8 protein-coding genes and 1 riboswitch are annotated in these 13,715 nt (G+C 68.1%); of the genes, 3 read left to right on the top strand and 5 right to left on the bottom strand.

Going from position 1 to position 13,715, the window contains the following annotated elements; genetic code table 11:
- Nucleotides 1–101 precede the first annotated feature (101 nt).
- The 4 genes from R3280_RS13130 to cbiB all read right to left on the bottom strand — a co-directional run bounded on the left by R3280_RS13130 (nucleotide 102) and on the right by cbiB (nucleotide 8,472).
- Nucleotides 102–4,295 carry a cobaltochelatase subunit CobN gene (locus R3280_RS13130; RefSeq protein WP_318999064.1) on the bottom strand — a complete coding sequence of 1,398 codons (4,194 nt, stop codon included), beginning with the start codon at nucleotides 4,293–4,295 and terminating at the stop codon, nucleotides 102–104.
- Nucleotides 4,296–4,319: 24 nt separating this feature from the next.
- Nucleotides 4,320–6,167, bottom strand: coding sequence for a TonB-dependent receptor domain-containing protein (locus tag R3280_RS13125; protein ID WP_318999063.1), 1,848 nt, complete (start codon nucleotides 6,165–6,167; stop codon nucleotides 4,320–4,322).
- A gap of 127 nt (nucleotides 6,168–6,294) precedes the next feature.
- A riboswitch (cobalamin riboswitch) is annotated at nucleotides 6,295–6,501 on the bottom strand.
- 22 nt (nucleotides 6,502–6,523) lie between these two features.
- Nucleotides 6,524–7,540, bottom strand: coding sequence for a threonine-phosphate decarboxylase CobD (cobD, locus tag R3280_RS13120; RefSeq protein ID WP_318999062.1), 1,017 nt, complete (start codon nucleotides 7,538–7,540; stop codon nucleotides 6,524–6,526).
- Nucleotides 7,537–8,472: an adenosylcobinamide-phosphate synthase CbiB gene (gene cbiB / locus R3280_RS13115; protein WP_318999061.1), complete on the bottom strand. Its 936-nt coding sequence runs from the start codon at nucleotides 8,470–8,472 to the stop codon at nucleotides 7,537–7,539. Before cbiB ends, cobD begins: the two co-directional genes overlap by 4 nt.
- 143 nt (nucleotides 8,473–8,615) lie before the next feature.
- Between cbiB and cobT the strand changes: the two genes are divergently transcribed.
- Both cobT and R3280_RS13105 read left to right on the top strand, forming a co-directional pair.
- Complete coding sequence (cobT, locus tag R3280_RS13110) at nucleotides 8,616–9,668, top strand: nicotinate-nucleotide--dimethylbenzimidazole phosphoribosyltransferase (RefSeq protein WP_318999060.1); 1,053 nt, start codon at nucleotides 8,616–8,618, stop codon at nucleotides 9,666–9,668.
- The gene (locus R3280_RS13105) at nucleotides 9,658–10,272 is read left to right on the top strand and encodes a histidine phosphatase family protein (RefSeq protein WP_318999059.1); all 615 of its coding nucleotides are present in this window, start codon (nucleotides 9,658–9,660) and stop codon (nucleotides 10,270–10,272) included. The genes cobT and R3280_RS13105 overlap by 11 nt, the downstream gene beginning before the upstream one ends.
- 15 nt (nucleotides 10,273–10,287) lie before the next feature.
- Here the strand turns inward: R3280_RS13105 and cobU are convergent, their stop codons facing one another.
- Entirely contained in the window at nucleotides 10,288–10,809 is a 522-nt protein-coding gene (gene cobU / locus R3280_RS13100) for a bifunctional adenosylcobinamide kinase/adenosylcobinamide-phosphate guanylyltransferase (RefSeq protein ID WP_318999058.1), read from the bottom strand.
- Nucleotides 10,810–10,986: 177 nt separating this feature from the next.
- On the opposite strand from cobU, the gene R3280_RS13095 reads away from it, so the two are divergent.
- Nucleotides 10,987–13,446 (top strand): hypothetical protein, encoded by a 2,460-nt coding sequence (locus tag R3280_RS13095; RefSeq protein WP_318999057.1) that lies wholly within the window; start codon nucleotides 10,987–10,989, stop codon nucleotides 13,444–13,446.
- Nucleotides 13,447–13,715: the final 269 nt, after the last annotated feature.

Raw genomic sequence — 13,715 nt, 5'->3', positions numbered from 1 at the left:
GTCGTCCACGGCACAAATCAGCCCAGCCGCCCACAGTTCTCCGGCCAGCAGCCATGGCAGGGCCAGTAGCGCGAGTAACCACTGACTGACCGGGCGTTTCATCAGCAGGCTTGCCTCCCCTCACAGGTTTCCGGGCTGGCCATTCCGGGCAGCCGGTCGTCCAGTCTCGCCTCGAACGCGGTCCGCAGCTCCGGGTCCAGCCTGTCCGCGACCCAGTCCAGCAGCGGATGGCCCGGGCGGGTGTGGCCGCTGCCCGGCAGGCCGTGGTCCACCACCTCGCCGGCGAAATCGGTGGCCAGGCTGCGCAGGGTGAAGGGGTCTGCCTGCCAGTAGCCGCGCTGGGCTGCCAGCAGGGCCATGGACTGCATGTGGGTCTTGACGTGGACATTGTGGCCCCGGGCCAGGAACTCATCCAGCCCGATGTCGTGGCGGTCCTTGAAGTAGGTGTCGTTGACCTCGTCCCAGACCCAGGATTTGACCACCTGCGGGCTGGTCACCTGCCAGCCCCAGAGGTTATCGAGAAAATCGCTGCCCATGGTGCGGGCACCGGCGTAACCATGCTGCATCAATGGTTGCAGCCACTGGGGGTTGAGGTTGCGGCCCCGCAGCTCGGTCAGCAGCGCCCGTTCCAGGGACTCCACCCGCGGCTGCCTGGGGTCGGCGTGCTGCAGCACCCGGTTGTCCGGCGCCTCACCGCGAACGTGCTCCACCGCCGTCGACAGGCCACCCTGGAAATCGAAGCCGTCGTCGTTGTCCAGCAGGCCGTAGAGGTGACTGGCGCGGCCCAGGTAGGTGCGGCTCACCTGTGCAAGGCGCGCGTCAAAGGCGTCGTGGGCGGGCTCTCCGGCCAGCGACTGGCCATAGGCATGGCCCATGCGCCGGCGGTAGGCATCCGCCAGGGCGCTGCGGTCTTCCCAGGCGCCGGTGCGGGTGGAGAGGCGGTTGACCCCGGCGCCATCGGCTCCGGGGGCGGTACCGAACACCCGCAGCGCCGCCTGGTGGCCGGCCTCCGGGCCGCTGTGGCCGGCGGCCAGCAACGCCCTGGTATCCGCCACCCACCGCTGGGCGACCCGATTGCGGGCCAGCGGCTCGCTGCCAGGGCTGCGCATGGCCGCAGGTAAGGGTGCCAGGGCCTGGTCCAGCGCCGCCGACAGTTCCGGATGCTGGGCGCGAATGGTCTCGCTGGCGCCGTCCAGTGCCAGCCGCACCGCCAGGTCTAGCAGCACCAGCTGGTCCTCATACAGGTCCCGGAACAGGCCGGAGGTGGTGAACAGCAGGTCCCGGCGTTCGCTACGTACCTGGCCCTCACCCACCGGTTCGCGCTCAAGGCCCTGAACGATGCCGCGGGCGTTCCACACCGGTGTCACCCCCAGCATGTCCAGGCCGAAGGCGATCATCACGCCCTCGTCCCGCACCGTGTCCGAGGCCCAGAGCACCAGGGCCTCGCTGCCCTCGTCGCCTGGATCATCCCCTTGCTGACCGTCCCGTTGCCGAGCCTTGGCCGCCAGCTCCTGGCCCAGGGACCAGGCCACCCGGGTGGGGATCAGGTCACTGGAAATGGCATGGAAATTACGGCCGGTGGGCAGCACCTCCGGTGTACGCACCGGGTCGTTGCCCTGCCCCGGCGGCACGAATTGCCCCGCCAGCGCCGCCAGGAAATGTTCCCGCTCACGGGCCGGCGAGCGGGCCAGGAGCCCACGCCAGGCCGGATCCGGCAGGCCTTCCTTGCCCGCCATGGAGGCCAGCATGGTGTCGATGGCCTCGCCGCTCCAGTCCCGCCCCAGTACGTGCAGGCCCAGGGGCATGAAGCTCTCCTGCATGTCGGTGACATAGTGGCCGGCCTCGTGTACCAGCAGGTCGCCTGAAATCTCGTCGATGCTGACGTCCTCCCTGGCGATGCCAAGCTCCAGGGCGATCTCCCGCTCGAAGTCGTTGCGCAGCTGCAGCTCGTCGATGCGCTGGCGCAGCATGGCCACGGCCCGGCGCTGGGTGGGTCCGTCGGGGTCCAGCGAGGCCTCGTAGGTCTCCACCAGCTGGCGCAGGTCCAGCAGGTCGTCGTAGAGCTCGGTCACCGCCAGCGGCGGCGTCAGGTGGCTGACCATCACCGCCAGGGCCCGGCGCTTGGCCTGGATGCCCTCGCCCACACCGTCCACGATGTAGGGATAGATCAGCGGCAGGTCGCCGCCGAGCAAATCCGGGTAGTCATCGCCAGTGAGGCCGGCGCGGCGGCGGGGCAGGAACTCGCGGGTGGAGTGGCGGCCCAGGTAGACCAGGGCATCGGCCCGGAAATGGTCCCGCAGCCAGTGGTAGAAACCCACGTACTGGTGCGTCGGCGGGAAGGTGGTGTTGGCGTGCAGCAGCTCCTCGTCGATCTCCCAGCCCCGGGGCGGCTGCGGCCCCAGGAAGACGTTACCGAACCTCAGGCCCGGGAACACCATGTCGCCGTCCACCACCATGGACTGGCCGGGTGCCTCGCCCCAACCGTTGAAACCCGGGAAGCCGGTGGCCAGCAGGGCATCCAGGGTCTTTGCCAGCGCGGTGTCCTGGCCGCCTTCGCGAAACTGGGTCTGCCAGAGGGCTTCGTATTCATCCAGCAGTGCCAGCGCCCGGGGCCGGGCCGGGTGGTCCAGGTGCTCGATCAGGTGACGCAGGTCCTTTCTGCCGCGGGCCAGGATGTCCCGGGCGGCGTCGGTGTCCCGATTGCCGTGGGCCTCGGTGAGGCGGGTATGCAGGTAGCCCAGCGGGCCATTTTCCAGCTCGGCGCGGATCACCGCCGGCAGGGTCTCGAAATAGCCTTGGTACTGGCTGCCGGTGAGGCCGGGCACCCGCGGCTTCATTTGGGTCAGGGCAGGGAGATCCTGGGGCAGGCTGACGCCGCGGTCCTGGATCAGGTCGTGCAGGGCCTCGGGGCTTTCCGGCAGCGGCCCGGTGGTGTAGCCGGCGGCCTTGAGCCAGTGCAGCATCTCGAACAGCGAGGCGGGCACGTCCAGGTTGTCGGCGCCCACGTTCTGGCGGCCCGGGGGATGGTTGTAGTAGACCAGGGCGATTTTCTTGTCGGCGTTGGCCAGGGTGCGCAGGCGCTGCCAGCGCAGCAGCCGGTCCGCCATGGCCTCGACCCGGTCCGGCACCGGTCGGGACAGCCGGGGGCTGACACCGGTGCGCTCATCGATGCGGGCCGGTGCCGCCACCGCCAGCACCATGGGCTGGCTGATGCCCTGCAATTCCGGCATCGCCAGCTGGTAATGCACCGCCTCCCGGGGCAGGCCATCCACCGACTGACGCCACTGCGCCTCGGTGCGATCCGCCAGACGAACTCCCTTCAGCACCGGCAGGCCCATGTCGGTGAAGGCCTCGGTGACCTCACGTCGGCCCTCGCCGCCGCCCACCATGAAATCCTGCAGGCTGAGAATGGCGGTCAGGTTTGCCGGGGCGGCGGTTTGCGGCAGCTTACGCACCGCCTCCAGGCTGGCGCCACCCCAGCGGGACAGCACTGCGAAGCATTGCGTACCTTTATCTTCGAGCTGCTGGCAGACGGCGTCCAGCAGCGCCCGGTCGCCGGGGCGGTCGCCGCTGTCCAGGTCCAGGATGGCCACCGCCGGGCCAGCGGTGAGCTGCAGCCCGGCCGGATCGGCACTGGCCTCACCCTTGCGGTAGTAACGGATGGCGGCCCGCGGTTCCGGCGCCGCGAAGGCGATGTCGGTGCCGGCCTGGGCCAGCAGCCAGCGCATCAGGCCATCGATATGGGCCGGGGTGCGGCCCTGGTAATAAGCCCGGCCAGTGAGCCAGCGAGCCTGCTCCGGGAACTGGCTACGGCGGGCGTCCAGATCCGCCACCGTGTCGGTGCCGGGCTCGGGAGAGGCCACCAGGGCCTTAAGCTGGTCATTGCCCAGGTTCGCCAGAGGTGAGCGGCCTGCCAGCCGCGACAGGCGGGAGATCCGCCAGTCGCTGTTGATGCCCAGGATGGGGAAATCCCGCCCCTTGGCTGCGGCACCCACCCGGTCCACCAGGCGCCCCACCTGGTCACCGAACACCGCCGCCAGCACCAGGGCATCCGCCTGGGCCAGCATGGCATCGAGCTGGGCGTCGTCCAGCTCCGCCACCTGCTCCACCGTGCGTAGCTGCACCCTGTGCTCAGGGTGGGCATCGAGGAAGCGATGGGCGCCGGCGGCCATTTCTGCTGCCGAGCGCTCCGAGACGATACCCACCAGGGAGGCGGCATGAGCGGGCGTGAACCCCACCAGGATAAAGCCCAGCAGCAGGGTCGGGCCCAGCCAGAAGTATCTTGCCCGTCTCATGCGCGTCCCTCCCTGGTCGGCCATTTAGCGGAAATCGTAACGGACGGAGAGCATGCCGTGGCGGCCAGCGGCGATGTAGTCGGTGCCGTCGAAGCGCTCTGCAGTGGCGTAGCGGCGATCGGTCACGTTCTCCAGCGCCAGCCGTGCGGTCCAGTCCTCGGCAAACTCCCAGCCGGCCCGCAGCGCCAGGGTGGCAAAGCCCGGCAGGCGGTTTTCATTATCGGCGTCGTCATAGCGATAGCCCTGGGCCACCACCGAGCCGCCCAGGGTCCAGGCTCCCAACTGGCGGTCCACATCCAGTCGCGCGGACTGGTGGGTACGGCGGCGCAGACGGTTGTCGGTTTCCTCATCGCGGGGGTCAAGGAAGGTCACCTTCCCCGCCAGGCTCCAGCCCTGGTATTCGTAGCCGGACGCCAGTTCGATGCCGCGGATGCGGGCCTCATTGACGTTGACCGGACGCAGGTTGAAGCTGGCATCGGATTCCAGGCTGATCAGATCCTCCACATCCAGCTGATAGACCGCCACATCCCAGAACCAGTCGCTGTACTGGCCCCGGACGCCCAGCTCCACCGACTCGCCCTGCTCCGGCTTCAGGTCCGGGTTACCCGCAAAAGAGCCGCCAAAGCTGAAGGTTTCCAGCGGATAGAACAGGTCATTGAAGGTAGGCGCCCGGAAAGAGGTGGCGTAGCTCAGCCGCACCCGGTGGGACCGGTCGAAGGCGTGGCCCAGGCTGATGCCGCCGGTCTCCTCCTGGCCGTAGGCCTCGTTGTCGTCGGCGCGCAGTGAGAGCTGGACGTCGGAGGGGCCGAAGTTGAGCCGAAGCTGGGAAAAGACCGCGGCATTGGTCCGGCTGTCCTCGTCGAATTCGGTGGTACTGGTGACCTCGTCGGACTGCAGCTCGCCGCCCAGGGCCAGCTCGTGGACCCCGGCGCTGAAGGTATTGACCCAGCGGGCGGTGCGGGAGCGGGTGTTGAACACGGAGTCACCGGCACTGCGGAAACTTTCCTGTTCGTCCCGTGCTTCCGACAGCTGGATCTGAGTGCGCCAGTAATCGCTGACGGGAGTATCCAGGCCCAGGCCAACAGTGCGGATCAGGAAGTCGGTGTTGCCGCCGTCGAACTCGGTGTTGCCCTCGGACTGCATCAGTACCACGCTGGCCTCACCGCCATTGGGCAGCTCATGGACCACTCGGCCAACCCCCGCGCTGTTGCGGAAACCCTTGTCGTCACCGTCCTTGGCGATTCCGGTGCCGTCGGTCTCCGAATGCAGACCGCTGAGGCTGAAACGGGTATTGCCAGCGCTGGCGGACGCACCGGCGCTGATTTTCTGGCTGTCGAAGTTGCCGGCACCGAGTTCCACCCAGCCCTTGCGACCCTGCTTGGGGTCCAGGGTAAACGCCTGGATTACACCGCCGACGGCGTCGGCGCCGTAGAGCGAACTGCGGGGGCCGCGGACAATCTCCACCCGCTCCACCAGCTCGATGGGAAAATACTGCCAGGGTGCCGAACCGCTGGTGGCGGAGCGCAGGCGGACGCCGTCAACCAGGAAAAGCGTGGATTCGCTGCCGGTACCGCGGGTGAACACGCTGGTGTTCTTGCCGAAAGAGCCATTGCTGACGATGTCGATGCCCGGCTGGCCCCGCAGCAGGTCACTGGCGCTGCGGGGGTCGAGCTGCTCAAGGTCCTGCTCGTCGATCACGGTGACCGATGACAGGCTCTCGCCGACGGTGCGAGGGCCGATGGTGGCGGTCACCACGATCGGATCCATCAGCTTGTTCGTATTGGTATCGGGCTTGGCTGTCTGGGCGGCGGCCAGGGATGACAGGGAAAGGCAGGCCACCGCAAAGGCAAGGGGGGTCTTCTGGAAAATCATGAAACACTCGCTTTCTGAATCGTGCGCACCCGCACGAATGAACAGGGTGTTGCGAGGGTTTCAGGAGGGCACAGGCAGACGCGCGGCAAAGGCGGAAGACCGGTTACCCACCACTGTCGCCCACCGCAACGCTTGGTGTTTTCCAGGCCGGTCTCCGGACTTATGAGTGAGAGCACGCTCCCGGGGCAGTCGCCTTCCCATGCCTTCTGGCACAGTGGCGCATTCGACCGCCTTACACTCAATCACCGTTGCGGGGGCAGTGTCGGCTTGGCACCGACTTCCCGTTTAATCTGGCTGCGCATTGCAGGCAGACACCTGAAAAAGTGCGTGAAGGCTAGCAACGGAATGGGAATCGGTCAATCGGATTCGAGCGCCGACAGCGCCGCCTCGAGCCGGCGCCACTGCTCCGGCGTACCCGGCAGACCGAAGCGCAGGGCCGGTGGCCGGTCGAACCGGCGCACCAGCACACCCTGGCGGGCAAGGCCGTCTGCAATACGCTCCGTATGGGCGTGGGGCACATAGCGGAACAGGCGGGTGCCACCGCTGACGGTGAGCCCGAAGCGGCTCAGCAGTTTGTCCAGGCGGGCACTGTCCCGGGCCAGGCGTCGGGCGGCCCGACGCTGCCAGTCGCTGTCCGCCAGCGCCAGCGCCATGCCGTGGCGGGCCGGGCCACTCAGCGCCCAGGGTCCCAGAGCGTCACTCAGCGCCCGGCCAATCTGCGGGTCGGTCAGCACCGCGCCGGCCCGCAGGCCCGCCAGGCCAAAGAACTTGCCCAGGGAACGCAGCACCACCAGGCCGGGCCGGTCGGCGCCGGTGTCCGCCACCAGGCTGATGCCGGTCTCGGCGTCGGCAAAGGCCTCGTCCAGCACCAGCCAGCCACCATGGACCGCCAGGCGCTCATGCCATTGCCGCAACCTATCCGGCGCCAGGGTGAAGCCGGTGGGGTTGTTGGGGTGAATCCACACCAGCACGTCCAGCTGATCCGGCCAGGCCACCGCCTCCGTGGCGGCCTCGAGCGGCAGAGGGATCACTTCATGGCCGGCCAGGGCCCACCAGTGGCCATGCTCCCGGTAGCCCGGCTCCGGAATGCCGACCCGGCCCGGCGGCCGCAGGAAGGGCAGCGTCTTGATGGCGGCCTGGCTGCCCGGCACCGGCACGCAGGCCGCCGACGCGGGGGCGCCGGCCCATTGCCGGATGACGTCGCCAAGGCCGTCATCGTCCTCCGGGAGCCGCTGCCAGACCCGCGCCGGCAATTCCGGCATGGGCCAGCCAATGGGGTTGATGCCGGTGGACAGGTCCAGCCACCGGCTCACCGGTATGTCCCACTGCCGGGCCGCGGCGTTGAGGCGGCCGCCGTGCTCGGGGCCGGTCATGCCAGGCCCTCCTGCAGGATTGCCAGCACCAGCACCACCCCCAGCCACAGCAGTACCGACCGCTCCACCAGGCGAATGGCGGCGGCAATGGTACCCACATCGGCGTCCGGGCCACGGCCGAGGATGGGGCGCTTCTTGAGGCCGGTGGCGTAGGGCGCCGGCCCACCCAGGCTGACACTCAGGGCACCGGCACCGGCCGCCATCACCGGGCCGCCGTTGGGGCTGTCCCATTTCGGGGCCTGGCGGCGCCAGCAGGCCAGGGCCAGGCGGGTGTTGCCCCGCAGCGCGTAGCTCAGTGCGGTCAATCGCGCTGGCGGCCAGTTCAGAAGATCATCCAGGCGGGCGGCGGCACGGCCAAACGTGAGGAAACGGGGGGTTCTGTAGCCCCACATGGCATCGAGGGTGTTCACCGCCCGGTGCAGCACCACCCCGGGCAGGCCCGCCACCGCGAACCAGAACAGGCTGGCGAAGACCGCATCGGCACCGTTTTCCAGCATGGACTCACTGGCGGCGGTGGCCACGGCGGTCTCGTCCAGAGCCTCGGTCTGGCGGCTGACGATGCGCCCCACCTGTTCCCGGGCCAGGGCCAGATCCCGGTGGATCAGCGCATCCGCCACCGCCCGGCCGTGCTCCGCCAGCCCCCGCAGCGACAGCGCCAGCCACAGCCCGACGGCCCCCACCACCAGCTGCAGTGACGGCGGCAGCAGCCACACCAGCAGCACTGCCGCCAGCACCGGTGGCACCACCGCCAGCACAAGCGCCAGCAGGCCCGGCCTGAAGCCCTTGTCCGGGTTGCGGTTGAAACGCTTTTCGATGGCCGCGGCCAGGTTGCCGAAGCCCACCACCGGATGCCAGCGGCGGGGCTCCCCCAGCCAATGGTCCAGCAACAGCGCTGCCGCCCACACCAGCAACAGGGTCCAGAGATCCGTCATCGCCTTGCCTCAGTGTCCGCCATCAATTGCCATTCATCCTGTCTCCAGCACCGAAAGCCGTTGCCGTCGGTCAGGCAGTGTACTTGACACCCCCACGGGTGCGTTAGACCATCCGGCTCTCAACGCCGTAACGAGCCCTCGCCATGACCGCCGAGCCCTGCTGGAACCGAGCCCTGCCCGAACCCGATGCTGCCGCCATGGCCCGTGCCCGGGCTCGGCAGGACCAGCTCACCAAGCCCCCTGGGTCCCTGGGCCGGCTGGAGGCCGCCGCCATCGAACTCTGCGGCCAGCAGGCCACGGACCGGCCGGCGGTGGACCGGGTCCGGATTGCGGTGTTCGCAGCCGATCACGGGGTCTGCGCCGAGGGCATCTCCGCCTTCCCCCAGACGGTGACCGGCCAGATGGTGGCCAATTTTGCCGCGGGCGGCGCCGCCATCAGTGTGCTGGCCCGTCAGCTTGGCGCCGGGCTGGACGTGATCAACCTGGGCACGGTGAATGAGCTGCCGGCCCTGCCGGGGGTGCGGGACCAGCGCATCGGGCCCGGCACCGCCAATTTCGTCCAGGGCCCTGCCATGACCCGCGCCCAGCTGGAGGCCGCCCTGCAGGCCGGGGACGAGGCCGCCCAGCGCGCCCTGGATGACGGCGCCCAGCTGTTCATCGGCGGCGACATGGGTATCGGCAACACCACCAGCGCCGCCGCCCTGGCCTGCGCCCTGCTGGACGGCGAACCGGAAGCCCTGGCCGGCCCCGGCACCGGCCTCGATGCCAACGGCGTCAGCCACAAGGCCCGGGTGATCGCCCGGGCGCTGGCCCACCACCGCACCACGCGGGAACCCCTGGCGCTGCTGGCCGCTCTCGGCGGTTTCGAGATCGCCGGTCTCACCGGCGCCATGCTGGGTTGTGCCGCCCGCCGCATCCCGGTGCTGGTGGACGGTTTCATCGTATCGGTGGCGGCGCTGGTGGCCGTGCGGCACGCCCCGGCACTGCGTCCCTGGCTGCACTTCGGCCACCGCTCCGGTGAGCCCGGCCACGGCCAGGTACTGGCGGCGCTTTCGGCCGAGCCCCTGCTGGACCTGGCGATGCGACTGGGCGAGGGCAGTGGTGCGGCGGTGGCGGTCCCCCTGCTGCGCAGCGCCTGCGCCCTGCACAACGGGATGGCCAGTTTTGCCGATGCGGGGGTGGACGATGGCCACTGACAATCGCACCACCCTGGTGGACCTGATCCGCCACGGCGAGCCGGAGGGCGGCCCCATGTTCCGGGGCAGCAAGGACGACCCCCTGAGCGCCCGGGGCTGGGCCCAGATGCAGGCCGCCATCAAGGCCGATGAGCAGTGGGATGCGGTGCTGAGCTCGCCGCTGCAGCGCTGCCATGTCTTTGCCACCGATCTGGCCGGCCGTCTTGACCTGCCCCTGTACCAGGACGACCGGTTGCGGGAAATCAGCTTCGGCGACTGGGAGGGCCTGACGGCCGAAGGCATTGGCGAGCGCTACGGGCCGGACGCGCTGAGCCGGTTCTGGGCCGATGCCGGCCGTTATCCACCCCCCGGCGGAGAGCCCTTTGCCGACTTCCAGGCCCGGGTACAGGCGGCCTGGCAGGACTGGACCTCACGACTGGCGGGCCAGCGCGTGTTGCTGGTGTGCCACGGCGGGGTAATCCGGGTGGTGCTGGGTCATGTCATGGGCATCCGCCAGGACCGGGTCTTGTCCGCCATGACCGTGCCCTACGCCTGCCGCAGCCGGGTCCGGCTGGATCATTCCGATCACGGCACCCTGTCCTGCCTGGAGAGCCACCGCAGCTGACGCCCGCCAGGCCCGCTACTTTAGGACAAGCGGCAGGCCCGCCACACTCATCACCACTGAGTCGCTGAGTTCGGCCAGGTCTTGGTTGAGCCAGCCCAGCTCATCGCAGAAGCGCCGGGTCAGCGGGTCCATGCCGACGGTGCCAAGTCCCACCTCGTTGCTGACGATGATAACCGGCCCCGGGTAGCGCTTCAGTTCCAGCAGAAAACGCTCGCGCTCCCGGGCCATGACCGCCTCCCCAGCAAACATCAGATTGCTTAGCCACAGACTCATGCAGTCGATCAGGGCACAGGAGGGCATCTCGTCCCGTCCCAGATCCACCAAGGCGTCCGCCGGGGTGATGGGCTGCTCCACCAGCCCCCACTCCGGGGGTCGCTTTGTCCGGTGCCGGGCGATCCGATTCGCCATTTCCTCATCGCCGGCGGTGGCGGTGGCCACGTATACCACCGAATGCCCGGCAGCGGCCGCTCGCCGCTCCGCCATTGAGGTCTTGCCTGAGCGGATTCCGCCCAACACCAGGGTGACACCCTGCCCCATAACTGCCTCCTGACTGTACAAAATTTGGCCTGATGTGAAACAGGTCACATTCAGGTTCCATGCTAAAAACCACGGGGTTCGCGGCCCGCCCCGTTGCGTGGCAAGGGCCGGCGTCGGATTCCGGACTAATAAGAAGATTACCTCGACAACCAACAAGAATGACGAATGAGAGGTCGTATGGACACAAGGACTCATCTCCGAAGCCCTATCCTGGCATTGGCCGCCATACTCACCCTGACCGCCTGTGGCGGCGACTCCGAGGGGGACGCGACCGCCAGGCCGTCGCCCGGCCCGGCCACCGAGGCCGGGCCTGAAGCCGACAAGGAAACCCCGGCTGGAACGCTGAGCCGGTACAGCTTTGCCAACGGCTGCTACACGCTCGCCAGCCAGGACCGATTCCTGGTGGCCGACCCCGTTTCCCGCCACTATCGCACAACCGGCGACCCGGAACAGGCCTCCCCTTTCTATCTCAAGCCCACGGACCTGGGTTCCTATCTGCTGATGAGCGACTATCAGCGCGGCGCGGGAGAAGTGGGGGACTTCCAGCTTCTGGGCATCAGCGACCCGGCAGGGGAATTTCTTGATGATACCGGTACCTTCATCGGCGAGGTCAGCTACCTGGTGGCGGGCCTGGGGGACACCACCAACCTGCTTCTGGATCCGGCCGCACCCCTTGGGGACCCGCTGCGGGCGGGGGGGGAAGCACTGGACAGCGGTGGCCAGAGCTTGGCTGACAACGATGTGCAGCCCAGCCTGGCCATGGTGGCCAGCCCCAGCGACCTCGCCACCTGGCAGCTGCAGCCAGAGCAGGGTCGGGGCTTTTCCCTCGCCTCCCAGGTCACCGGGCTGCTGCTGGCTGTCACCGAAGGCGGCGGCCTCGCCCTGGCCTCGCCTGCCCTGGCGGATGCAAACAGCGTCTTCGTGTTGACCGAGGCTCAGGACTGCGCTGCCTACCCGGAAGCGGAGCTCAATGCCGAGGTGATTGATTCCAAAGGGCCGGCGCGGTATCTGCGGGAGGTTGACCGGTTCCGGGGCGTTCCCGGCATCGACAAGGATGCTGTGTTTGGCTTCGTGGACACTCATTCCCATATTTCCGCCTACGAGTTCATCGGTGGCCGCATCAACTACGGGGCGCCCTTTCACCGTTTCGGCGTTACCCATGCCCTGCAGGACTGCGAGGCCAGTCACGGCCCCTGGGGCGCCACCGGCTTCGTGGAGTGGGTCACCAGCGGCAGCGGGCCCCACGATACTCAGGGCTGGCCCACGTTCAATGACTGGCCTCGACATGACTCCCTGCAGCACCACCAGAGCTATTACCGATGGCTTGAACGGGCGCACCTGGCGGGCATGAAGATCCTGGTGAACCATCTGGTCCACAACGAGGTGCTTTGCGCCATCAATCCGCAGAAGAAGAACGACTGCGACCCCATGGCGGCAATCCTGCTGCAGATCCAGCGCATGTACGAAATGCAGGATTACATCGACGCCCAGCACGGCGGGCCCGGCGAGGGCTGGTTCCGTATCGTGACCGACCCTGGCCAGGCCCGGGAGGTGATTGCGGACGGCAGGCTGGCGGTGGTGCTGGGGATAGAGATGTCCAAGGTGTTCCGCTGCGGTGAATTCCAGGACACCGCCGAGTGCACCCGTGAGGAGCTGTTGGAGCGGCTGGACCAGCTCTACCGACTCGGGGTAAGGAACATTTTCCCGGTCCATAAATTCGATAACGCTTTCGGCGGCCACCTGCCGGATCTGTCCACCGGCATTGGCATCGGTCCGGTGCTGTATGGCGGCAACCTTGCGGAAACCGGACATCCCGTGGAGTTCGAGCAATGCCCGGATGAGGTCGAGTACAACGGCGCCGAGCCGGACCAGAACGCCAGCCTGCAACCGTTCGGCCTGATCGACCAGTTGCTGTTCCAGGTCGACTACGCCGGCGATCGCTTCCCGGAAACGCCAGAAGAGATGGCGGCGCTGGATCCGCGCAAGGGCACCGACCACCTGTGCAACCGCCGTGGGCTCACCGATTTGGGGGACTTCCTGATCAACGAGTTGATGCGTCGGGGCATGATGATCGAGACCGACCACATTAGCCGCAAGGCCGCCGCGCGCATCCTGGCTATGACCCAGCCCCTGGGCTACCCGGTGATCAACAGCCATGGTGGCTGGGGCGGCACCGAGGCCCTGCGGGACCGGATCGCGGCCCAGGGTGGGGTCACCGCCTCTTTCGGCAGTGTGCGGGAAGACTGGGTCTTCGAGCTCACCCGAGATGGCAACCGGCCGCGGCCGGACGCTTACCGGGTGGGCCCCTTCGGTGGCGCCGGCTTCGCCTCCGACGTTAACGGCATCGCTCGCCTGGCCGCCAACCCGGGCACTGCCGCTGACGAGGCCCAACTGTATCCCTTTGATTCGGTGGATGGCCGGGTGCGCTTCCACAAACAGCGTACCGGCGATCGCGAGTTCGGTCTCTACGACGGTCGCGGCGTGGCCCACTACGGCCTCTACCCGGACCAGATTGCCGACATGATGCGCCACAGCGACGCCAGCCCGGAGCAAGTGGAGGATGCGGTGAACCAGCTGTTCACCTCCGCCGAAGCCTACCTGCGGATGTGGGAACGTATCGAGGCCGCCCGCCGCTAGTAGGCTGGGATGTGTCGCCGTGCCCGCCCCGTCGCGGACAGCACGCATGGCCGTGCTGTCCGGGCCCCTGCTACACTGGGAATTCACGGTCGCAAGCGACCCGAATTCCCGCAGCAACCGGAATTTGCTATGCAGGCTGAACTGATTGAGATCCGTAACCATCTGGCCCAGCACGAGCCTTTCGAGGACCTGCCGGCCGAGACCCTCGACCAGATCGCCTCCCAGGTGGAGATCGCCTATTACCGCGCCGGCGCCACCATTATCGAGTT

Origin of the sequence: Marinobacter sp. (assembly GCF_033722195.1) — a bacterium.
Taxonomy (GTDB): Bacteria; Pseudomonadota; Gammaproteobacteria; order Pseudomonadales; family Oleiphilaceae; genus Marinobacter.
Note: the sequence above shows the minus strand (reverse complement) of the source record. Positions and strands in the feature narration are given on the sequence as shown.

Coding starts and splice junctions, on each gene's coding strand:
- cobT (WP_318999060.1), top strand. CDS start 8,616: ATGACCGCCGAGCCCTGCTGGAACCGAGCCCTGCCCGAACCCGATGCT.
- cbiB (WP_318999061.1), bottom strand. CDS start 8,472: ATGACGGATCTCTGGACCCTGTTGCTGGTGTGGGCGGCAGCGCTGTTG.
- R3280_RS13105 (WP_318999059.1), top strand. CDS start 9,658: ATGGCCACTGACAATCGCACCACCCTGGTGGACCTGATCCGCCACGGC.
- R3280_RS13125 (WP_318999063.1), bottom strand. CDS start 6,167: ATGATTTTCCAGAAGACCCCCCTTGCCTTTGCGGTGGCCTGCCTTTCC.
- R3280_RS13130 (WP_318999064.1), bottom strand. CDS start 4,295: ATGAGACGGGCAAGATACTTCTGGCTGGGCCCGACCCTGCTGCTGGGC.
- cobU (WP_318999058.1), bottom strand. CDS start 10,809: ATGGGGCAGGGTGTCACCCTGGTGTTGGGCGGAATCCGCTCAGGCAAG.
- cobD (WP_318999062.1), bottom strand. CDS start 7,540: ATGACCGGCCCCGAGCACGGCGGCCGCCTCAACGCCGCGGCCCGGCAG.
- R3280_RS13095 (WP_318999057.1), top strand. CDS start 10,987: ATGGACACAAGGACTCATCTCCGAAGCCCTATCCTGGCATTGGCCGCC.